25 protein-coding genes are annotated in these 20,585 nt (G+C 71.6%); 20 read left to right on the plus strand and 5 right to left on the minus strand.

All coding sequences use genetic code 11. From position 1 onward, the window contains the following. Positions 1–258 precede the first annotated feature (258 nt). The 7 genes from ACWD12_RS37025 (at position 259) to ACWD12_RS37055 (ending at position 4,886) form a co-directional block, all read left to right on the plus strand. Positions 259–828: a sigma-70 family RNA polymerase sigma factor gene (locus tag ACWD12_RS37025; protein ID WP_435839019.1), complete on the plus strand. Its 570-nt coding sequence runs from the start codon at positions 259–261 to the stop codon at positions 826–828. Next, positions 825–2,306, plus strand: coding sequence for an anti-sigma factor family protein (locus tag ACWD12_RS37030; RefSeq protein WP_450103289.1), 1,482 nt, complete (start codon positions 825–827; stop codon positions 2,304–2,306). The genes ACWD12_RS37025 and ACWD12_RS37030 overlap by 4 nt, the downstream gene beginning before the upstream one ends. A gap of 44 nt (positions 2,307–2,350) precedes the next feature. Beyond that, complete coding sequence (locus tag ACWD12_RS37035) at positions 2,351–2,431, plus strand: putative leader peptide (protein ID WP_358352153.1); 81 nt, start codon at positions 2,351–2,353, stop codon at positions 2,429–2,431. A 368-nt stretch (positions 2,432–2,799) separates the two neighbouring features. Beyond that, positions 2,800–3,639 (plus strand): sulfurtransferase, encoded by an 840-nt coding sequence (locus tag ACWD12_RS37040; RefSeq protein WP_358352023.1) that lies wholly within the window; start codon positions 2,800–2,802, stop codon positions 3,637–3,639. Positions 3,640–3,672: 33 nt separating this feature from the next. Then, positions 3,673–3,963, plus strand: a complete 291-nt coding sequence (locus ACWD12_RS37045) for a DUF1416 domain-containing protein (RefSeq protein ID WP_358352021.1) — start codon at positions 3,673–3,675, stop codon at positions 3,961–3,963. 340 nt (positions 3,964–4,303) lie between these two features. After that, positions 4,304–4,627: a DMT family transporter gene (locus ACWD12_RS37050; RefSeq protein WP_358352018.1), complete on the plus strand. Its 324-nt coding sequence runs from the start codon at positions 4,304–4,306 to the stop codon at positions 4,625–4,627. A 64-nt stretch (positions 4,628–4,691) separates the two neighbouring features. Then, complete coding sequence (locus ACWD12_RS37055) at positions 4,692–4,886, plus strand: DUF3099 domain-containing protein (RefSeq protein ID WP_358352015.1); 195 nt, start codon at positions 4,692–4,694, stop codon at positions 4,884–4,886. A 79-nt stretch (positions 4,887–4,965) separates the two neighbouring features. Here the strand turns inward: ACWD12_RS37055 and ACWD12_RS37060 are convergent, their stop codons facing one another. Next, complete coding sequence (locus ACWD12_RS37060; protein WP_358352014.1) at positions 4,966–5,328, minus strand: DsrE family protein; 363 nt, start codon at positions 5,326–5,328, stop codon at positions 4,966–4,968. Positions 5,329–5,635: 307 nt separating this feature from the next. On the opposite strand from ACWD12_RS37060, the gene ACWD12_RS37065 reads away from it, so the two are divergent. Further along, entirely contained in the window at positions 5,636–6,148 is a 513-nt protein-coding gene (locus ACWD12_RS37065) for an FABP family protein (RefSeq protein WP_358352012.1), read from the plus strand. A gap of 127 nt (positions 6,149–6,275) precedes the next feature. On the opposite strand, the gene ACWD12_RS37070 is transcribed toward ACWD12_RS37065, so the two are convergent. Then, the gene (locus ACWD12_RS37070) at positions 6,276–7,736 is read right to left on the minus strand and encodes an LCP family protein (protein WP_450103290.1); all 1,461 of its coding nucleotides are present in this window, start codon (positions 7,734–7,736) and stop codon (positions 6,276–6,278) included. A 75-nt stretch (positions 7,737–7,811) separates the two neighbouring features. Between ACWD12_RS37070 and ACWD12_RS37075 the strand changes: the two genes are divergently transcribed. The 6 genes from ACWD12_RS37075 (at position 7,812) to ACWD12_RS37100 (ending at position 12,157) form a co-directional block, all read left to right on the plus strand. Next, the gene (locus tag ACWD12_RS37075) at positions 7,812–8,387 is read left to right on the plus strand and encodes a Fur family transcriptional regulator (RefSeq protein WP_450103291.1); all 576 of its coding nucleotides are present in this window, start codon (positions 7,812–7,814) and stop codon (positions 8,385–8,387) included. A 10-nt stretch (positions 8,388–8,397) separates the two neighbouring features. Continuing rightward, positions 8,398–9,363 (plus strand): CAF17-like 4Fe-4S cluster assembly/insertion protein YgfZ, encoded by a 966-nt coding sequence (gene ygfZ / locus ACWD12_RS37080; protein WP_450103292.1) that lies wholly within the window; start codon positions 8,398–8,400, stop codon positions 9,361–9,363. A gap of 93 nt (positions 9,364–9,456) precedes the next feature. Beyond that, a complete protein-coding gene (locus tag ACWD12_RS37085) occupies positions 9,457–9,645 on the plus strand; it encodes a hypothetical protein (protein ID WP_358352002.1) in 189 nt (62 codons plus the stop codon). Between the two features lie 77 nt (positions 9,646–9,722). Next, positions 9,723–10,148: a D-aminoacyl-tRNA deacylase gene (gene dtd / locus ACWD12_RS37090; RefSeq protein WP_450103293.1), complete on the plus strand. Its 426-nt coding sequence runs from the start codon at positions 9,723–9,725 to the stop codon at positions 10,146–10,148. Between the two features lie 166 nt (positions 10,149–10,314). Further along, a complete protein-coding gene (locus ACWD12_RS37095; RefSeq protein ID WP_450103294.1) occupies positions 10,315–11,019 on the plus strand; it encodes an RsiG family protein in 705 nt (234 codons plus the stop codon). A 97-nt stretch (positions 11,020–11,116) separates the two neighbouring features. After that, positions 11,117–12,157, plus strand: coding sequence for an asparaginase (locus ACWD12_RS37100; protein ID WP_450103295.1), 1,041 nt, complete (start codon positions 11,117–11,119; stop codon positions 12,155–12,157). Between the two features lie 78 nt (positions 12,158–12,235). On the opposite strand, the gene ACWD12_RS37105 is transcribed toward ACWD12_RS37100, so the two are convergent. Next, complete coding sequence (locus tag ACWD12_RS37105) at positions 12,236–12,694, minus strand: winged helix-turn-helix transcriptional regulator (RefSeq protein ID WP_450103296.1); 459 nt, start codon at positions 12,692–12,694, stop codon at positions 12,236–12,238. A 192-nt stretch (positions 12,695–12,886) separates the two neighbouring features. On the opposite strand from ACWD12_RS37105, the gene ACWD12_RS37110 reads away from it, so the two are divergent. From ACWD12_RS37110 to ACWD12_RS37135, 6 genes are all read left to right on the plus strand, one after another. Next, on the plus strand, positions 12,887–14,248 hold the full coding sequence (locus ACWD12_RS37110) for an MFS transporter (protein WP_450103307.1): 1,362 nt from the start codon (positions 12,887–12,889) through the stop codon (positions 14,246–14,248). 179 nt (positions 14,249–14,427) lie between these two features. Then, positions 14,428–15,006 carry a carboxymuconolactone decarboxylase family protein gene (locus ACWD12_RS37115; RefSeq protein WP_450103297.1) on the plus strand — a complete coding sequence of 193 codons (579 nt, stop codon included), beginning with the start codon at positions 14,428–14,430 and terminating at the stop codon, positions 15,004–15,006. Continuing rightward, positions 15,003–15,866, plus strand: coding sequence for an RNA polymerase sigma-70 factor (locus ACWD12_RS37120; protein WP_450103298.1), 864 nt, complete (start codon positions 15,003–15,005; stop codon positions 15,864–15,866). The genes ACWD12_RS37115 and ACWD12_RS37120 overlap by 4 nt, the downstream gene beginning before the upstream one ends. Before the next feature lie 109 nt (positions 15,867–15,975). Further along, positions 15,976–16,536, plus strand: a complete 561-nt coding sequence (locus tag ACWD12_RS37125) for a helix-turn-helix domain-containing protein (RefSeq protein ID WP_450103299.1) — start codon at positions 15,976–15,978, stop codon at positions 16,534–16,536. A 9-nt stretch (positions 16,537–16,545) separates the two neighbouring features. Further along, the gene (locus tag ACWD12_RS37130) at positions 16,546–17,163 is read left to right on the plus strand and encodes a hypothetical protein (RefSeq protein WP_450103300.1); all 618 of its coding nucleotides are present in this window, start codon (positions 16,546–16,548) and stop codon (positions 17,161–17,163) included. Positions 17,164–17,401: 238 nt separating this feature from the next. Next, on the plus strand, positions 17,402–17,743 hold the full coding sequence (locus tag ACWD12_RS37135; RefSeq protein WP_358351980.1) for a DUF2516 family protein: 342 nt from the start codon (positions 17,402–17,404) through the stop codon (positions 17,741–17,743). 177 nt (positions 17,744–17,920) lie between these two features. Here ACWD12_RS37135 and ACWD12_RS37140 read toward each other — a convergent pair whose 3' ends face one another. Both ACWD12_RS37140 and ACWD12_RS37145 read right to left on the minus strand, forming a co-directional pair. After that, positions 17,921–19,372, minus strand: coding sequence for an NlpC/P60 family protein (locus tag ACWD12_RS37140; protein WP_450103301.1), 1,452 nt, complete (start codon positions 19,370–19,372; stop codon positions 17,921–17,923). A 320-nt stretch (positions 19,373–19,692) separates the two neighbouring features. After that, positions 19,693–20,553 carry a class I SAM-dependent methyltransferase gene (locus ACWD12_RS37145; RefSeq protein ID WP_450103302.1) on the minus strand — a complete coding sequence of 287 codons (861 nt, stop codon included), beginning with the start codon at positions 20,551–20,553 and terminating at the stop codon, positions 19,693–19,695. Positions 20,554–20,585 lie beyond the last annotated feature (32 nt).

Below are 20,585 nucleotides of genomic sequence, written 5' to 3' on the forward strand. Positions count from 1 at the left end.
CCCCGCAGCACTCCGCCTTGATCAGATCGGCGGCCGCTCTGCGGGGCTTCCCTCTGGTGGTGCGGCAAAGATCACGGCAGGATTCGTCGCATGCCGTGGAAACGCCGCCGGGGCGGGGCGGGGGGAAGCGATGAACCGGCGCATTCCCCCGCGCGTGAAGGGGATGTGACCGGCAAAAGCGATGTCGTCGCCCGGCCGGCGGACGTGTCTTCCGCCGGTGACGGGGTGTCGGCCGCCGCGCGCGGGCTCGCGCCGATAGTGGCCCCTTCCGTCCCGGAGCGAACCCCTGACACGACGTCAGCTCCCCTGCCCACGGCGGACGAAGCGGTCATCCGCGCGCTCTACCTGGAACACGCCGGACCGCTGCTCGGTTACACGCTTCGGCTCACCGACGGCGACCGCCTGTGGGCCGAAGACGTCGTGCAGGAGACGTTGCTGCGTGCCTGGCGGCATCCGGAGGCGCTGGATCCCGCGCGCGGACCCATCCGCGGATGGCTGTGCACGGTCGCCCGCAACCTCGTCATAGACGGCAGCCGGGCACGACGCGCGCGGCCGCCGGAAACCGGCGACGCTCCGCTGCTGTCGGTTGCCGACGAGCGCGCCGAGGACGAGTTCGACAGGGCCTTGCTGTCGTGGGAAGTGGCCGAAGCACTGGGGGCGCTCACTCCGGAGCACAGGGCGGTGTTACTGGAGACGTACTACCGAGGCAGGTCGGTCGCCGAGGCCGCCAAAGTGCTCGGGGTGCCGGAAGGCACCGTCAAATCGCGGACGTACTACGCACTGCGCGCACTGCGCGTCGCCTTGGAGGAACGGGGGTTGGTGCCGTGAGGGGTGTCGACGAGCCCGGTATGCCCGAGGAGCGCGGCGGGCCCGACGAGCGCGGCGTGCCCGACGTACCTCGCCCGGCAACGGCCAGGCCCGACCGGCGCAGGCCCGCGCCCGCCTTGTCGGACGCGGACGCCGAACCGCCCGCGTTCCCCGCCCCGTTGCCGCCTGAGGCTCCGGCTGAGGCTCCGGACGAGGGGGCGTCCGAAGGTGCCGGCGCCGCCGGTCGCGCCGAGGCCGACGCCGACCGTACGTCCGGCGCCGTCCCCGAACGCCCTGCCGTGCCGCCGCGTCCGACCACCCCGCCGGTCCCACCCCGCCCCGCCCATGCGCCGCCGGTGCCCGCAGCCGCGGACGACGGAGAGCCAGGCACGCGCGAACCGGCCGAGGCGGCGCCGGCGACCGAGGCGACCGAAGCGACCGAGAAGCCCGGCGAGGCCGAGCGCCCCGACAACCCGTGGCTACGCCCCAAGCCACCCGCGGCGCCCGCGGCTGCCCCCGTGCTCGCCAAGGCCTCCGCCGTCTCGGCAGACGAACTCGCGTCCCACAGTGCGGACTCCGGCAGCTCGCACTCCGGCAGCTCGCGCTCTGGACGTACCGACGCCGACAGCACGGATGCCGACAGCACGGATGCCGACAGCGCGGACACCGACGACCCCGCGAAGCAGATCTGCGCCGCCCTGCGCCTCGACCTCGGCGCGTACGTCCTCGGCGCGCTCAGCGACAGCGAGGCGCAGTGGGTCCGCGCGCATGTCGCCGTCTGTCCCGAGTGCCGCGCCGCGTACGAGGAACTCGCCGTACTGCCGGGCTTCCTGGCCCGCCTCACCCCGGCCGAGGCGGAGGCGAGCGGGGCCGCCGACGAGCTGCCGCCCGCGCGCGTCTTCACCACGGCCGCGGAACGCGTGCACCGGGAGAAGCGCACGCGCCACGTCCTGCTCGCCGCCGCGGCCGCGCTGGCGATCCTGACCGGCACGCTCGGCTGGGCGCTCGGGGCCGAGGACGGCGGCTCGCCGACCGCCGCCGGAACGGCCAGTGCCATACCGCCCTCGCCCGTCCCGACGACACCGCCCGGGCCTTCCCGGCCGCCGGCCGACCAGCGCACGGTCAAGGCCTCCGATGCGGCGTCGGGGGCCGCGATGACGCTGGACTACCGCCCGGCGACGTACGGCACCGGCATCGACCTCATGTTGTCCGGCGTCCCCGCGGGAACCCGGTGCCAGCTCGACGTCTACGGCACCCGCGGGCGCCAGGAGACCGCGTCGTCGTGGGTGGTGCCGGAGGGCGGCTACGGCGGCCCGGGAGGCACGCTGACCGTGCCCGGCGCGACGAGCATCCCGCCCGACGAGATCGTGAGCTTCCGGATCACGGTCGTCGGCAAGGACGAGACTTTGTTGAGCGTCAGACCGCAGGAAACCATGACAAAGACCCCCGTGGCCCGACGTCGCATCTCACCATCCGGGCATTTGCGTCTCGATATATGACACGGGCATGACATTGCCGGTCATACGTCCCTACGATCGGGAACGTGAAGCGACAGGCAGACCTCACCAAGCGGCGCGCAGTGGACCTGTGCCGCACCGCAACCTGCCTGTGTTGCCTGCGCTGACGCGCACCCGGGCACACAGGTCGGCGACCGGCGGACTCGACGAGTTTCCGCGTACGACCGCGACCATGTGACCGGCGGCCCGCAAAGCCCGCCCGCGACTCGCGAGCCATGCATCCGCATGCCCGACCGAGGACACGGCGGCGCACCCGCGGAGCCGCGGCCAGCCCCGGAGAGCACCGGAGCGGCCGACCGCGCCACCGGACCAGGACCCCCGACCCGTGCGGGTGGCGGGCCCCGGAGCCGGACGGTGAAGGCCGCCGCCGCGCGTCGACGAAGCGCATCCCCCGACTTTTTCTGCCCGTGCAGTGCCCAGTCTCGTGGCCTGCCGCCTCCGTGCGGCGTGCCCACACACCGGAGGTAGACACCCCATGAGCCGTTCCGACGTCCTGGTAGACGCCGCCTGGGTCGAGGCCAACCTCGACAACCCGAAGGTCGTCCTGGTCGAGGTCGACGAGGACACCGCCGCGTACGAGAAGAACCACATCCGCGGCGCGGTCCGCATCGACTGGCGCAAGGACCTCCAGGACCCGGTCAAGCGCGACTTCGTGGACCAGGAGGCGTTCGGCGCGCTCCTGTCCGCCAAGGGCATCGCCAACGACGACACCGTGGTCCTCTACGGCGGCAACAACAACTGGTTCGCGTCCTACGCCTACTGGTACTTCAAGCTCTACGGCCACGGCGACGTCAAGCTCCTCGACGGCGGCCGCAAGAAGTGGGAGCTCGACTCCCGCGAGCTGGTCGTCGAGGTCGTCGAGCGCCCGGCGACCACCTACGTCGCCCAGGAGCAGGACAAGTCGATCCGCGCCTGGCGCGACGACGTCCTCGCGGCGATCGGCACCACCAACCTGGTCGACGTGCGCTCGCCCGACGAGTTCTCCGGCAAGCTGCTCGCCCCCGCGCACCTGCCGCAGGAGCAGTCGCAGAAGGCCGGCCACGTCCCGACCGCGAAGAACATCCCGTGGTCGAAGGCCGCCAACGACGACGGCACCTTCAAGTCCGACGAGGAGCTCAAGGCCCTCTACGAGGGCGAGGGTGTCGACCTGTCCAAGGACACCATCGCGTACTGCCGCATCGGCGAGCGCTCGGCGCACACCTGGTTCGTGCTGCACGAGCTGCTCGACCAGGCCAACGTCCGCAACTACGACGGTTCCTGGACCGAGTACGGCGCGCTCGTCGGCGTGCCGATCGAGCTCGGTTCCGGCAAGTAAGCGCTCAGCGCATATAAGGCAAGGAGTTACGACATGTGCGGCGCTAAGGCCGGCGGGCCGGATCTGGCAGGAGTAGACGTGGCGAACGAGACGATCATCCAGGGTTCCGTGACCAAGGGCGGACAGCCGATAAACGGCTACGTGCGTCTCCTGGACGCGGGCGGCGACTTCACCGCGGAGGTCCCCACCTCCGCGAGCGGCCAGTTCCGGTTCTTCGCGGCCCCGGGCACCTGGACCGTGCGTGCGCTGGTCCCCGGCGCGACCGTGGACCGTGCGGTCGTCGCCGAGAAGGGCGGCGTCGCCGAGGTCGAGATCGCGGTCTGACGCTCCGACCACGCTCCGAGGTTCGGACGCTTCGACGTCCCGGACGCTCCGGCGCTCGGCGGTCGACGCCCGTCGCAAGGCGGCGCGGACGACGGTGGCACGGGTCTCCTTCGGACGTACACCCACGGTGCCTGTCCCATCCGGGCGTTCGCGCAAGGGCGGTGCCCCTCCCCCGAAAGGGCGAGGGGCACCGCCCTTGCGCATACCCGTCCGTGTGAGCACGCCGGGTCTCGGGCAAGATCGCCGTTGTGACTAACCCATCGTCCGCAGAAACGATTCATGATCGCGCACGCAACCGACCGACGGACGGTCGCGTCCGCGAGGGGGAGGGGAGGCGCTGATGGCTTGGCTGCTCGTCATCGTCGCGGGGGTTCTGGAGACCGGGTTCGCGCTGCTGCTCAAAGCCAGCGACGGGTTCACCAAGCTGTGGCCCACGATCGGGTTCGCGCTGTGCGCCATCAGCAGCTTCGGCCTGTTGACGCTGTCGCTCAAGACACTCGACGTCGGGCCGGCGTACGCCGTGTGGACCGGCATCGGCGCCGCGGGCACCGCGATCATGGGCATCTTCCTGTACGGCGAATCCTCGTCGGTCCTCAAGCTCGTCTCGATCGCGCTGATCCTGGCGGGCGTCGTGGGCCTCAACCTGTCGGGCATCAGCCACTGACGGCAGGCCGCCGGCCGTCGCGGCGGGACGGGGCTTTTCGCCGCCCCGGACGTACGGTGGAAGGGTGCGTCGGCGCCGCAGGCTCTACTTCGCGCTCATGGGCACCTGCCTGACATTGTTCGTGCTCGCATGGGCGGTGATCCGTTTTGTCTCGGTGCCGGCAGCCGTGGCGATGAGCGTCGTGGCCATGGTGATCCCGCCGTTCGCGGCGATCGTCGCCAATCGCCGCGACCCGGGGGAGAAGTGGTTCGACGAGTAGGTCCGCGTGGACGTCGGTACGCGCGGACGTCGGTACACACGTGCACGCCAGTACGCGCGCACGCCAGCACGTGTGGACGTCAGTACACGAGCGCCTGCGCGTCGTCGGCCATCGCCTCCTGCACGAACACCTGCGCGCCCGCGATCCGCACGCCCGGGATCACGTCGTCGCCGGTGATCTCCCGCCGCGCCGCGCACTGAGTGCACACAGTCACGCGGCCGCCCGCGAGGACCGCCTCCAGCAGGTCGGTCAGCGGCGCGGCCTCCGGGAGGGTGAACTCCGCGGCACGGCCGGGCAGCGCGAACCACGCCGACTCGCCGGTCAGCCACAGGGACACCTCGACGCCGCCGGCCACCGCCACGGCCGCGACGGTGAACGCCTGCGAGCACCGCTCGGGCGCGTCCAGGCCTGCCGTCACCTTCACCACAAGACTCCGCTTCATCCGGCTCACGGTAGTGCGCCCGGCGGCCGGCGCCCGTCCCACGGCCGTGTCGTACGCCACCCTGGGCGGTTCCGGCACCCCCCGCGCCCGTACACTGATCGCGGATTCAGCCTGGTTCGCGGCACGACGCGCGGCACTCGCCCAAGGAGCAGCAAGGTGCACACGTTCTTCATCGTGATGCTGGTCGTCGTCGGCATCATGGTCGCCTGGTTCGCGGCGCTCACCGTCTCCAAGCTCTACAAGGGCCAGAGCTGATCCACCCGGTAGGCTCGGGCGCCGACACTGTTCCCGTACCAGGCCGGATGACATGATCGAAATTCCGGACGACATGCACCCCGACGTCGTCCCGCTCGCCTTTCTGCTCGGCACCTGGGAAGGCGCCGGCGTCGGCGACTACCCGACGATCGAGGCGTTCCGCTACGGCCAGCAGGTGACCTTCACGCAGGACGGCAGGCCGTTCCTGGCCTACACGTCGCGGACGTGGCTGCTGGACGACGACGGCAACCGGGTGCGCCCGCTCGCCACCGAGACCGGGTACTGGAAGTCGAAGCTCGACGGCAGCGTCGAGGTGACCCTCGCTCATCCGACCGGCATCGTCGAGATCTGGTTGGGCGAGACCGACAACGGCCGCGTCGAGATCCGCACGGATGTCGTGGCGCGCACGGTCGACGCCAAGGAGTACACCGCGGGCCACCGGCTCTACGGCCTGGTCAAGGGCGAGCTGATGTACGCGTACGACATGGCTGCGATGGGGCAACCCCTCCAGGCCCACGTGTCCGCGCAACTCAAGCGCGTCGACACGGAGATCGCCGCCGAGTAGGACGAACAGACCGGGTACGCCCGGCAGTCCGACCGAGCCGGGCCGTACCGGGGCCTGCCGACCGCATGTGCGCGGCCGGCAGGCTCGCGCCGCCGACCACTGATCGCGGCCCACGGCGCTCACCGCGCTACCCGACCGTCTTCGGCGTCTCCGCGTTCGGATAGCGCCGCAGGTAGACGTCCATCGTGTCGGCGCGCAGGTTCTCCCAGAGGAACTGCGACTGCTCGGGGGCGAGCACCACCGCGTCCTGTCCGGCGATGTTCGTCAGCTCCGAGACCGGCGCGGTCATGAACCTGACGTCGTCGCCGCGCAGTTTGCGCATTCCCCACACCAGGTCGCGCAGGTCGCTGTTGGACATCCGGTCGTCGACGCTGATCGAGCCGGTCAGCGCGTCGAGCAGGTCCGGCAGGTCGAGCGGGTCGTCCAGCAGGCCGCCGGACAACAGCTTCTGCATGACCGCCCGCATGAACTCCTGCTGCCGCTCGACCCGGTCGAGGTCGCCGCGCGGCAGGCCCTTGCGCTCGCGTACGTACGCCAGCGCCTCGGCACCGTTCATGTGGTGCTTGCCGACCGTCCAGGCGCGGCCGTCCTCGCCCGGCGGGATCTCCTCGTCCACCACGATGTCCACGCCGCCGAGTGCGTCGGTGAGTTTCTTGAAGCCCTCCCAGTCGATGGCCGCGAAGTGGTCGACGCGCACATCCGTCAGCCGCTGCACGGTGTCGATGAGCAGCGGCGGGCCGCCCCACGAGAAGGCCGCGTTGATCTTGGCGTCGCCGCGCCCCGGGACCGTCACCCACGAGTCGCGGGGGATCGAGACGATGTACGCCTGGGTCCGGTCCGCCGACAGGTGCAGCAGCATCGTCGCGTCGCTGCGCTGCGCACCCTCCTGCCACAGTGGGGCCTTGGCGTCGCGCCCGGTGGTCGGCATGTCGGAGCGCGAGTCGAGTCCGACGAGGACGAAGTTCAGGCCCTTGCCGCGCGGCGGTTGCTCGGCGATCGGGACGTTCGGGAAGGCGTTTTCGATGCGGTCCACCTTGCCGGCGTAGTGGTCGATGAACCACCACACGCCGACCGCCGCCACCAGGACCAGCGACAGCATCATCACGAGCATCGAGATCAGGACGGCCCGGGTACGTCGGCGCCGCCGGAACTTGCGCCGGTCGGGCGGCACGGCCGGGACGTCGCTCCCGTCGTCCCCGTCCCCGTCCCCGTCCCCGTTGCCTCCGCCGGAGCCCGCTCCCGAGCCCGCGTCGCCGTCCACCCCGTCGTCGTCGACGCCGCCACCGCGGCGGGCGGCCGTACGCTCGTCGATGCTGCCGTCGTCCAGGATGCGCAGCCCGAGGCCGTGCACGTTGCTGATGCCGTCGGCTATCTGTTGTCGCTCGCGTTCGGCACGTGCCCGGGCGCGACGTTCGGCCCGCGTCGACCCCTCCTGCGACGCGCCCTCCGACTCGCTCCCCGAACCGCGCTCCGACCCGCGCCAAGCTTCGCCCTGCGCCGCGCCCGGCGACTCGGCGTGCGGCTGCGCACGTCCGTCGCCGGACGTGCCGTCCGATGGTGCCCCCACCCGGGACTGTTCGTCGTCCACGTGGGGCATTGTGTCCCGGCGAGGACACTGCCACGTGGGAATCCGCCAAGTCGTGAGGCGACCTAGAATTGGCCGGTGACCACCGACTGGAAGCGCGAGCTACGGGACAAGGGCTACCGGCTGACGCCACAGCGCCAGCTCGTGCTGGAGGCGGTGACGACCCTCGGGCACGCGACGCCGGACGAGATCCTGACGGAGATCCACAAGACCGCCAGCGGCATCAACATCTCGACCGTGTACCGCACGCTCGAACTCCTCGAGCACCTTGAGCTGGTGAAGCACACGCATCTCGGGCACGGCGCCCCGACGTACCACCCCGCCGGGCACAGCAATCACCTGCACCTGGTGTGCCGGGACTGCGGGGGCGTCACCGAGGTCGAGCCGGGCCTCGCCGCGCCGCTCGCGGCCACCGTGGAGTCGCGCCACGGCTTCGACATCGACCTCCAGCACTTCGCGATTTTCGGCCGCTGCGGGGACTGCGTGCGGGTCCGTGCCGCCGAGAGCGCCGCGGAGGACGGCCCCGAGGCCCGTCGTGGTGAGGAGCCAGGCCCGACGGACGGCGACCGGACGGGCGCCGGGGCGGGCAGCAGGGCCGGCGACGGCGTCGGCAACGGGACCACCTCCCCGTCGACTTCCGCGCGAGGTACCTAAGCTGGACGGCATGACCGTCACCAGCCCTCTGCTGTCCCTGCCCGGTGCCGTCGCCGCCGAGGCGCCGGACGAAGGCGTCGCCGCGCACTACGGCGACCCTCTGCGCGAACAACGCAGGCTTGCGGAGGGCCGGGGGTTCGTCGACCTGTCGAACCGCGGCGTCGTCCGCGTCTCCGGCCCGGACCGCCTGTCGTGGCTGCACTCGCTGACCACGCAGCACCTCACCGACCTCAAGCCGGGCGACGCGACCGTCACCCTCGTCCTGAGCCCGAACGGCCACATCGAGCACGCGATGTACGTCGTCGACGACGGCGAGGCTCTCTGGGCGCACGTCGAGCCCGGCACCGCCCCCGCGCTCGTCACCTTCCTCGACCGCATGCGCTTCCTGCTGCGCGTCGAGGTCGAGGACCTGACCGAGACGTACGCGGTGGTCTTCGAGCCGCGCACCGAACCGGACGGCGACACGTCCGCGGGCGAGGGCGTCGTCGTGCGCGCGACGGAGGAGGGCCGCGAGCTGTTCCTGCCGCGTGAGCGCCTCGCCGAGTACGGTGCCGCGCACGCCGATCCGGCGGGTATGTGGGCGTACGAGGCGCTGCGCGTCGCGGCGTACCGCCCGCGGGTGGGCAACGAGACCGACCACCGCACGATCGTCCACGAGCTGGGCTGGATCGGCACTGCTGTGCACCTCAACAAGGGCTGCTACCGCGGCCAGGAGACGGTCGCGCGCGTGCACAACCTCGGACGGCCCCCGCGCCGCCTGGTGTTCCTGCACCTGGACGGCACCGAGGAGAAGCTCCCGGCCCACGGCGCCCCGGTGGAACTCGACGGTCGGCAGATCGGTTTCGTGACCAGCTCCGCCCGGCACCACGAGCTCGGCACGATCGCGCTGGCCCTGGTGAAGCGGAACACGGCGGTGGACGCGGTGCTGACCGCCGATGGCGTGCCCGCCTCCCAGGAGGTCGTCGTCTCGGCCTGACCGGGTTCCGGCGCGACCGGGGGGTATCCCCATGTCGGTTGCGCCGCCGCGGGCGGACAATGGCGGTACGAGGCCATTTCGAGGGGGTACGACATGTCCAACCGCGGCCCGTACATCGCCGCCGGAATCGTCGTGGCGATCATCGCCCTGTGGGTCATTCCGGGCTGGCTGGCGTGGGTCGTCTTCGCGGCGATCCTCGGGATCCCGGTCGTCGCGTACCTCACGCTCGACCGCTCGCAGCGCCGCCGCATCCGCAACATCAACCGCCGCAGGCTGCCCTGACGGCCCCCTGACGGCCCCTGACCGCGGCCGCCGGGGGCGTTTGCCGGGCCGGACGTCCGGGGCGTCACAATGGCCGCATGCGAGCAGTCGTCCAGCGTGTGTCGGAAGCGTCCGTGACCGTGGGCGGGGAGACCGTCGGGTCGATCCTCGGCCCCGGCCTGTGCGTGCTCGTCGGCGTCACGCACGACGACACCGCCGAGCACGCCAAACGCCTGGCCGCGAAGCTGTGGAGCCTGCGGATCCTGGACGGCGAGAAGTCGTGCTCCGACCTGTCCGCCCCGCTCCTGGTGATCAGCCAGTTCACGCTGTACGGCGACGCCCGCAAGGGACGGCGCCCCACCTGGAACGCGGCGGCGCCCGGCGAGGTCGCCGAGCCCATGGTGAACGCGGTCGTCGCCGAACTCCGGGCGCTGGGCGCACACGTGGAGACCGGCGTCTTCGGTGCGGACATGCGCGTCGCACTCGTCAACGACGGGCCGATCACACTCGTCATCGACATCTAGCTCGTCATCGACATCTAGCTCAACAGCGGGCACGCGGGCCGTTCTTATCCCGAGCGTCGGGCGATCGAGGGCGGTTCCCCCGGACGCGGTGCGGGTGCGACCCGTCCGGGGCGATTCGTCCCTGTACGGCACGCACCATCCCGGCTGCCGTGGCACGATGCGTGCCATGGCAGATCCGCTGAAGCCGTCCGCGCGGGACGAGGCAGCCCGAAAGGCCGTTTCGCCCGCCCCCTCCGCGGCTCCGGCCACGGCCCTCGCGCCCGAACACGCCACCGCCCCGGACCCGGCGCCGAACCCCGCTTCGGATCCCGGAGCGTCGGCGGCACACTCCGGCGACGCCCCTGCCGCCGTCCCGGACCCGGCGCCCGACCCGGTACGCGCCCTCGGTCTCGACGCCGTGCGCGGTCGGCGCCGCGAGGCCCAGCGGGAGGAGAGCGACCTGTCGTACCTGCGTCGCCTGCTGCAAGGCCGGATCGACATCGTGCGCGCCGAATTGCTGCGGCGGCAGGACCCGGCGGCGGCCCCGGCAGGTGGCCCCGGTCCGGCGCCGGTGATGGAGAAGTTGTCGGAGATCCTGTCCAGGCACACCGGCCCCGCCCGCGGGGCACGTCACGTCACGGTCCATCCGCCGCGCACCGAGCGGTACCGGGTCCGGATCGAGCGCATGCTCGCCGACGTCGAACTGTCGGATCTCGCGGCACGCAGCGATGCCGAACTCCGCACCGCGCTGGAGGACCTGTCGGGCTACGAGCAGGAGGTCTCCGCGCGGCGCCTGGAACTCCAGCGCGAGATGGACCATTGCGGCGCGGAGATCGCCCGCAGGTACCGTGAAGGGGAGGCCAGGGTCGACGACCTGCTCTCCGGGCGCTGATGGGCGGTGCGGAGCGGGTGGCGGCGACCCCGGCCGGAATCCCGGGCGGCCGCCTTGCGTGCGCGCCTTCACCAGTCGTATGCCGAGGAACACGCCTATGTCCGTCCAGCCGCAGGACCCTTCGTTGCCCGCGATACCCGGGGCAGTGTCCGGGGCGTCCTCCGGGGCAATACCGGGCTCAGCGCCGGCGACGCCGGAAGCCCCGCCGGTCCTGGCCGAGGTCGTCCGCTCGGGCTTCGTCGAGGGGCGGCACCGGGGCGCTCTGGTCGCCCTGGACGCGGACGGCTCGGTCGCCTTCGCCCTGGGGGATGTCACGCGCCCGGTGTTCCCGCGCTCGTCGACCAAGCCCGCGCAGGCCGCCGCCGCGCTGCGGGCGGGGCTGGACCTCGACGGCGAGCTGCTGGCGCTGGCCGCCGCGAGCCATTCGGGTGAACCCTTCCACCTGGACGGGGTACGCAAGATCCTGGCCGGGGCGGGCCTCGACCCGTCCGCGCTGCACACGCCGCCGCAACCGCCGCTGGGCGAACGGGCGTACGAGGACTACCTGCGCTCCGGCGGCCGTCCCGACCCGCTGGTGATGAACTGCTCCGGCAAGCACGCCGCGTGGCTGGCCGCATGCGTCGCCAACGGCTGGGACACCGAGACATACCTCGACCCCGTGCACCCGCTGCAACAGCTCGTGCTGCGGACGATCGAGGAACTGGCCGACGAGCGCATCGCGCACCTGGGCGTCGACGGCTGCGGTGCGCCGGTGCCGGCGGTGAGCCTGACCGGACTCGCACGGCTGTTCCGCTCGATGGTGGTCGCGTGCACCGGGACGCCTCAGCAGCGCGTCGCGTCGGCGATGCGGGCGCACCCCGAGTACGTCGCGGGCACCGGCCGAGTGGACACGCTGCTCATGCGCGGCGTTCCGGGGCTGGTCGCGAAGATGGGTGCGGAAGCTGTGCAGGGCATCGCGCTCGCGGACGGGCGCGCGCTGGCGTTCAAGGTCGAGGACGGCTCGGTGCGTACGCTCGGGCCGATCGTGGCCCGGGCGCTGCGTCGCATGGGTGTCGACGCCGCCGTGCTCGACGAGATCGCCGAGGTCGAACTGACCGGTGGCGGTCGGCCGGTGGGGGCTGTCCGCGCGGCGTTCTGAGGGCGCGCAAGGGCGGCGTGGGTACGGCAGGGCCCGCGCACGTCGGCCCGTTCTTGAGACCGTCGGTCAGACCGCTCCTCAGACCCGCGTATGTTCCTGAGGCCGGGCCCGCGCCTCCGCCGCCTCGCGCGCGTCGTACGCCGCCCGCGCCGCCGCGATCTCGTTCTGGTGCCCCTCGGTCCACGTCACCAGCGCCTGGATGGTGTCGTGCAGCGTCGCGCCCAGCGGTGTCAGCGCGTACTCGACGCGCGGCGGCACGACCGGGTACACCGTGCGCTCGACGAGCCCGTCGCGCTCCAACTGCCGCAGCGTCACCGTCAGCATGCGCTGGCTGATGCCGTCGATCTTGCGGCGCAGCTCCGTGAAGCGCAGCGTGTGCCGGTCCAGCAGCGCGATGACGAGCAGCGACCACTTGTCGGCGACGCGGTCGAGGATCTGGCGTACCTCGCAGTCCTCCCGTGTGTCCCACTGAAGGGCGTCGTAGTCGCGGTCGGTTCCTTCGCAGTGACCGGGTGACTTGTAAGTGCCTTCTTCCATGTCAGCCCATGGTTCCCGAAGATTCCTTCAGGCACAAGAGGTAACCGACTCGGGCTCGCCCGGGACCGGGCGCCGTGTGCCCGTCCCCTGCCGTCCGCGCACCCGAGGAGCCATGCCATGTCCGCGCTCTCCACCGCACCGCCCTCTCCGGACCACGCCACCGCCACGTCGGCCGCAAAACCCGACGTCGGCCTGAGTCCACGGGCCTGGGGCATCCTCCTCGTCCTGTCCGGCGCGATCTTCCTGGAGGGCATCGACGTCGCGATGATGGGCGTCGCCCTGCCCGCGATCCAGTCCGACCTCGGCATGTCCACCGCGTCCCTGCAGTGGGTGGTCAGTGCGTACGTCCTCGGCTACGGCGGCTTCATGCTGCTCGGCGGACGCGCCGCCGACCTGCTCGGCCGCCGCCGCATGTTCCTCTTCTGGCTGACCGTCTTCCTGCTCTTCTCCGGCCTCGGCGGTTTCGCGGACAGCGGCTGGATGCTGATCCTGTCGCGCTTCGTCACCGGCCTTGCCGCCGCCTTCATGACCCCCGCCGGGCTCTCGATCATCACCACCTCCTTCGCCGAGGGCCCGCAGCGCAACAAGGCGCTGCTCGTGTACGCCGGCATCGCCGCGGCCGGCTTCTCCCTCGGCCTGGTGGTCGGCGGACTCCTGACCGCGATCCACTGGCGCTGGGTCTTCTTTGCGCCGGTCATCCTCGCCGCGCTGATCCTGGTCACCGCCGCCCGCCTCCTCCCGCGCGAGGAACGCCCGGCCCGCACAAGCGGGTTCGACGTCACCGGTGCCGTCACCATCACCGGTGCCATGCTGCTGCTCGTCACCACCGTGGTCCGCGCCCCCGACGTCGACGTCAAGTGGACCGTCCTGACCGGCGTCGCCGGACTCCTCGCCCTCTCCGTCTTCGTCGCCGTCGAGCGCCGCTCCTCGTCGCCGCTGGTCCGCCTCGGCATCCTGCGCTCGGCACCGCTCATCCGCGCCAACATCGGCGCCATCGCGTTCTCCGGCTCGTTCGTCGGATTCCAGTTCATGCTGGTGCAGTACCTCCAGCACCTGCGCGGCTGGAGCGCCCTGGAGACCGGTCTCGCGATGATCGCGATCGGCATCGACGCCATCGTGGCGCCGGTCCTGACGCCGCGCCTGGTGGCGCGGTTCGGCAACGCGAAGGTGATCGCCACCGGGTTCACCGCGGCCCTCGGCGCCTACGCGTTCTTCCTGACGGTGGGCACGGACACCGCGTACGCCGTCATGCTCCCCGCGATGCTGCTGCTCGGCATGGCCTTCGCCCTCGCGTACGGCCCGCTCACCATCGCCGCGACCGACGGCATCGACGAGGCCGAACAGGGCCTCGCGGGCGGCCTGTTCAACACGTCCTTCCAGTTCGGCTCGGCGCTCGGCCTGGCCGTCGCCACGGCCGTCAACGTCGCCGTCACCCAGTCCGAGTCCCCCTCCGACCTCCTCGCCGGCTACAAGGCCGCCTTCGTCGTCTCCGTCGTCGCGGCCTTCCTCGCCCTGCTCACCACCTTCGGCGGCCTCCGCAGCGCCCGCCGCTGACCCGCACACGACCGACGCAAGCACCGCTCTCGACCGCGCCCGGACCCCCGGGCGCGGTCGACACATGAGCGAGGTTCCTCCACGGGTGTCACACGCGCGGGCCGGCCGGTGTCTTCATGTCAGATCGGCAGACGCCGACGAAAGACCCGGTCCGAAGAGACAGTCCCGAGGAGGACACCATGGTGCTGCGAGTCCCGAAGGCGGAGCTTCCCACCGAGCTTCGCGAGAACATGGTCGGCCAGCTGGGCCAGGTCGCGGAACCCGTCGAAGTGGTGTGGCACAACCCGGCCGTGGCCATGTCCAACCTGGAGTTCTCGGCCAAGTTGGCGGCGTGGGACGCGGCCGACGAGAGCCTCAAGTCGTACGCCCACATGGCGGTCGCCGCCCAGGTCGGCTGCGCCTGGTGTCTCGACGTCGGCTACTTCCAGGCGCTGAACCAGAACCTGGACCCGGCGAAGGCGAGCCAGGTGCCGCGCTGGCGCGAGTCGGCGGACTTCACGGTCCTGGAGCGGGAAGTGCTGGAGTACGCCGAGGCCATGACCAACACGCCGCCGACCGTCACCGACGAACTGCACGCGAGCCTGCTCGACCGGCTCGGCGCGGCGGCGATGGTGGAACTCACCGCGTACATCGCCTTCGTCAACATGGCGACCAGGAACAACACGGCGCACGGGATCAGGTCGCAGGGCTTCTCCGACGCCTGCGGGATACCCCTGGCAACCCGAGCCGAGACGCCCGGCGTAGCGTCGACCGCATGACCGACGACCCGTTTGTCGCCCACCGCAGCCTGCTCTTCACGGTCGCCTACGAGATGCTCGGCTCGGCCGCCGACGCCGAGGACGTCCTCCAGGAGTCGTGGCTGCGGTGGGCCGACGCGGACCGCGACGAGGTACGCGACCCCCGCGCGTACCTCGTCCGGATCGTCACCCGCCAGTCGCTCAACCGCCTGCGGACGCTGTCCCGCAGCCGCGAGGACTACGTCGGCGAGTGGCTGCCCGAGCCGCTGCTGACCAGCCCGGACGTCGCGGAGGACGTCGAGCTCGCGGAGAGCGTCTCGATCGCGATGCTCACCGTGCTGGAGACGCTCGGGCCCACCGAGCGGGCGGTGTTCGTGCTGCGCGAGGTCTTCGACCTGCCGTACGACGAGATCGCCGAGTCCGTCGGCAAGTCCTCTGCCGCGGTACGCCAGATCGCCCGCCGCGCCCGCGGTCACGTGGCGGCCCGGCAGCCCCGCGTCCAGGTGAGCCGCACCGAGCAGCGCAAGGTCGTGGACCGCTTCCTCCACGCACTGCAGACCGGCCGGCTGCAGGAACTCATGGAGGTCATGGCGCCTGACGTGGTCATGATCACCGACGGCGGCGGCGTCGTGAACGCGGCCCTCACCCCGATCCGCGGCCTCGAAACCGTCGCGACGATCCTCGCGCGCGCCAACCGGCTGGCCCTGATCGAGACGACGGCCCTGTGGCTCAACGGCGCCCCCGCCGGCCGCATCGACATCGACGGCGAACCGTCCGCGGTGAGCCTCGTGGTCGAAGACGGCCTCGTCACCCACATCTACGTGGTCCGCAACCCCCACAAACTGACCCGCCTAGCCGCCACAGCCCACCTCACCAGGTAACCCTGTCGCCCAACGACCCCCCGCCCGGCGGTTGTGTGACGGGGGCGTGAAGTAACTTTCGCAAGCGCTTTGCTTGCAATAGTTAGCATGAGGCGGCATGGTTGAGGGCATGGCCAGTCTCAACGTGGGGTCTCTCGGCGAGTACATCCGGGAGCAGCGCCGCAACGCGCAGTACTCGTTGCGGCAGTTGGCGGATGCCGCCGGCGTGTCGAACCCGTACTTGAGTCAGATCGAGCGCGGGCTGCGCCGGCCGAGTGCCGAGATCCTGCAGCAGATCGCCAAGGCGTTGCGGATTTCCGCGGAGACGCTGTACGTCCAGGCCGGGATCCTCGAGGAACGCCCCGAGGGGGCTCGCGAGGTGCAGACCGCGATCCTCTCCGACACGACGATCAACGAGCGGCAGAAGCGCGTGCTGCTGGAGATCTACGAGGCGTTCCGCAAGGAGAACGCCGGCGCCGAGGCCGCCGCCGAGGCGGTGGCCGCCGCGGACGTGCCGGTGCCTTCCGCGAACGGCCGGGCGCCCAAGGGGTCTTCCATATCCGACCCGGACTCGGAGCCCCGAGCCGCCGCCGCATCCGCCGCACGATCTGCCGCATCATCCGACGCCGCGTCCGACGCACCGTCCACGACGGTCCGGGCGCTTCACGACACCCTCGATTCCGGGGAGTGAGGAAAAATCATGGCGAACGCCACGGACATCAGGAAGAGCCTCACCGACGCCACGCCGTTCTACGCGTTCGTGGGTGCCGGTGACCTCGCGGTGGAGAAGATCCGCGAGGTGCCGGAGAAGTTCTCCGGCATCACGTTCGAGCCGCCGAAGTTCGAGGTGCCCAAGTTCGAGGTGCCGACCGACCCGAAGGTGATCCGCACCCGCGTCTCGACGACCGCCGCGGACGTGCAGGAGAAGGTCAGCGCGACGATCAAGGACGCCGGCACCCTGCCGGGCAAGGCCCAGGACTTCGCGAAGTCGCAGTACGGCAAGGCCAGGACCGAGGTCGAGACCCAGGTCGGCAAGGCCGGCGAATACGCGGACAAGCTGAAGGAGTTCTACGAGGACCTGGCCGCGCGCGGCCACAAGGTCGTCGACAAGATCGCCAAGAAGGAGTCCGAGGTCGAGACCGAGGTCAGGGCCGAGGCCCGGGGTGCCAAGGCCGCGGTCGCGGGCAAGGTCGAGGAGAAGGCCGCGGCCGCCAAGGCCGAGGCGAAGCCGGAGCCCAAGCCGGTCGCCGCCAAGCCGAAGCCGGCCCCGGCCAAGCCGCGCCCCGCGGCGAAGAAGACCGTCTCGCCCGCCGAGTAGTCCCGCGGGTCGTGCACGGACCCCGGGTGCCCGCCGAGAGCGGGTGCCCGGGGTCCGTCGCGTCACGGGCCCGTTGCGCACGGACCCGGGCGCCCGACGCCGGGGTGCGGACGACCTGGATGTCATGAGTCCCGCTCGGCGATCGCGCATGCGAGACTGCTAGTGCCGTGGCCGGTGAACCGTTTCCGTCACGGCGGCAGTCCGGAGGGGCGCGACTGGGCGCACAGGAGGAGGAGCGATGCCGGATCAGACGCTGGCCGCCGGTGCGTTGCTGGCCACCTTCGGCAGCGTGACGTACCTGGTGGCGATGGCGCTGATGGTCTTCAAGGCGTTCTGCCTGGTGGACGCGCTGACGCGGCGCGAGGACGCGTACCGCGCGGCGAACAAGCTGAAGAAGGTCTTCTGGGTGGCCGTGCTGGCCATCGCGGTGGTCTGGGACTTCTTCTTCGCCCGCCTCGACGGCATCCTGTCGATCGCCGGACTGATCGCCGCGATCGTCTACATGGTCGACGTACGCCCCGCGCTCAAGGAGGTCGGCGGCCGCCGCGGCGGGCAGCAGGGACCGTACGGCCCCTGGTGACGGCGGCGCCGCGACGCGGGTGCGGTAGCGCCCGACGAACCGACGGCCCCGACGCATCCGAATACCACGCCGAAGGCCGGGACACCTCAGGGTGTCCCGGCCTTCGCGCGTCGGTGCGGGTGCCGGTGCGGCAGCCCGGTCGCCCGGCAAGTCCGGCCAGGTGCAGGCCAGCCCCGGTCAGGTCCCGCCGGACGATGTCGCCGACTGCGGCGACGAGTTCTCCGGTTCCGTCGTGCTGGGCTGCGTCGCGGGCGGCGTGGTCGCCGGTGTCCCGGTCGGGGTCGGGTTCGGGGAACCGGTGTTGCCCGGGGTGCCCGTGGTCGGCTTGTCGGTGGGCGTACCCGTGCCGGGGTTCGTGGGTGTCCCGGTGCCCGGTGTGGTGGGCGGGGGCGTCGTGACCGGCGGCGGGGTGGTGCCCGGAGGCGTGGTCCCCGGAGGGGTCGTGCCCGGCGGCGGCGTCGTGCCCGGCGGTGTGGTGCCGGGCGGCGGAGGAGTACCAGGCGGCGGCGTCGGCTTCGGCGGCTTGGGTACGTTCGGGACCGCGGGGGCCTGGACGACGCCGGCGCCGCCGTCGGGGCGTACGACGCCGAGTATCGGCATCGAGCCCGCCGGGGCGACGGTGACCGTCCGGCCCGGCCGCGGGGCGTGCACCATCATGCCGTTGCCCAGGTACATCGCGATGTGGCTGGCGTCGCTGTAGTAGACGATGAGGTCGCCCGGCCGCATGTCGCCGGTGGGGACGCGCGGCAGGCGCGCCCACTGCTCCTGCGAGGTGCGCGGGATCCTGACGCCCGCGAACTGCCACGCCTTCGACGTGAGGCCGGAGCAGTCGTAGCCCTCGGGGCCGACGCCGCCCCAGATGTACGGCAGTCCGATCTTGCTGAGCGCGAAGGTGATCGCCTGCTGCGCGGCCGTGGTGGTGAGCTGGTCCGGGCGCGTCAGTATGCCGTACTGGTGCAGCTGCACCTGGCCGGCCTCGGCGACCTGTGCCTCCAACTCCTCCAGCTGGACGAGCTGTTCGGGCGTCAGGGTGGACAGCAGCGTCTCGGCCTCGAAGACCTTGGCCTTGATGTCGTCCTGGGCCCTTTGCGACTCGTTCTCCAGCCGGCGGTTCTCCGCGAGTTGCGCGTCCTCCGCCTTCTGCATGTTCTTGAGCTGCTGCTCGGCCTGCTTCTGGCGGGCGATGGTCTCCGCCTGCGTCTGGCTGATGCGCGCGAACGTCGGTGCCTGCGCGAGGAATTCCTCGGGGTTCGCGGTCAGGATGAGGTTCAGCAGCGGGTCGACGCCCCGTGTCGTGTACTGCAGGCGCGCGATGCGGCCGATCTCGTCCTTCTGCGACGCGATCTGCTGCTGCGTCCACGCGATGCCCGCGCGTACGTCGTTGACCTTGACCTGCTGGGTGGCACGCCGCTCGTTGGTGGCGTTGTAGCGCTCGGTGGCCTGCTCGGCCTGCCGGTACAGGTCCTGGAGTTGCGTCTGCACGGCCGCCAGGCTGAACGGGGCCTGGGGCGGTGCGGGATCGGGTGCGGCGCCGGCCTGGCCGACGAACAGCGCGGTGCACAGGAGCGCCGCTCCGCATGAGGTCGCAGCGCGGGCCCAGCGTGCGGTCCCGCCCCCCAAAATCGCCATGCGCTGACCCTTCCGATCAGTCGGCTGCGCTTCCCCCACGTCGCCTTCGCGGCTTCGTGAATGCGGTGGGAACCGGCTCTCAAGAGGACGGAGGTGGCTCTTGAGAACCGGTTCCAGCGTCGGATCCTCGCACGTTCCGGCGGCGAAGGGCAGAGGAGATTTGCCGATCGTCAGGGGACGTAATTGGGTGAAGTCCATGAAATCCGGATGAACTGTCGCAGCGTTCGATGGCATTCGGGCCCCAAAAGGGCGCCGCCGCCGCATTGGGTGGCACATTGATGTGACGAACAGTCAGATCTGGCCGTCCCGTTCGGCACGTGTCACCGACAGGCTCGGCACGTGTCACCAGGGGCCACAGCATCCCACGAGACCGTCACCTCGCCGCCCCTGACGCGCGAACGCGGCGTACGCACCGGCCAGTCCGCGGCGAGCGTGCCCACCGCCGCCGCCCACCGCTGCCGAGCGCCGAGCGGCGCCAGCGGGGCGTGCAGATCCCACGCCCGGTCGAACGCCGTCAGGAACGCGTGTACGCGCTCGCCCGGCACGTTGCGGTGGATGAGCGCCTTCGGCAGCCGCTCCGCGAGATCGGACGGACGGTCGAGTGTCGCGAGCCGCGCCGCGAGAGTCAGCGTGCGCGGCCGCGCGTCCGCACCGACCGCCACCCACGTGGCCAGCCGCCCCGGTTCGTCGCACGTGCCCTCGACCAGCAGCCCGTCGGGCGCCAGGCGCCCGCACATGACCGACCACGCGCCGGCGACCTCGTCCTCGCCGTACTGCCGCAGCACATTGAACGCCCGGATCAGCACCGGCCGCCGGCCGTCGGGCAGCGGCACCTCGAACCCGCCCCGCATGAACGAGAGTCCGCCGCCCGCGTAGGGCAGCGCCGCCTCGACGCGCGCCGGGTCGATCTCGATGCCCAGCATCTCGACGTCGCCGCGAACCGTGCGCAGCCGGCGCCAGAACTCCACGGTGGTGACGGGCGAGGCGCCGTACCCGAGGTCGACGACCAGCGGATCCGCCGACGCGCTCAGCAGGCGCCCGTGCTCCGCGGCGATCCAGCGGTCGACCCGCCTCAGCCGGTTCGGATTGGTGGTGCCGCGGGTGATCACGCCCGTCGGACGACCGGGCCTGGCACCGCTCCCGCGTGGCCCGACCGCCCCCGGAGCCCCGTGCCTGACCATGCCCCCGAGTGTAGGGCGGCGCCCCTTTCGGA

Source organism: Streptodolium elevatio, from assembly GCF_053592165.1.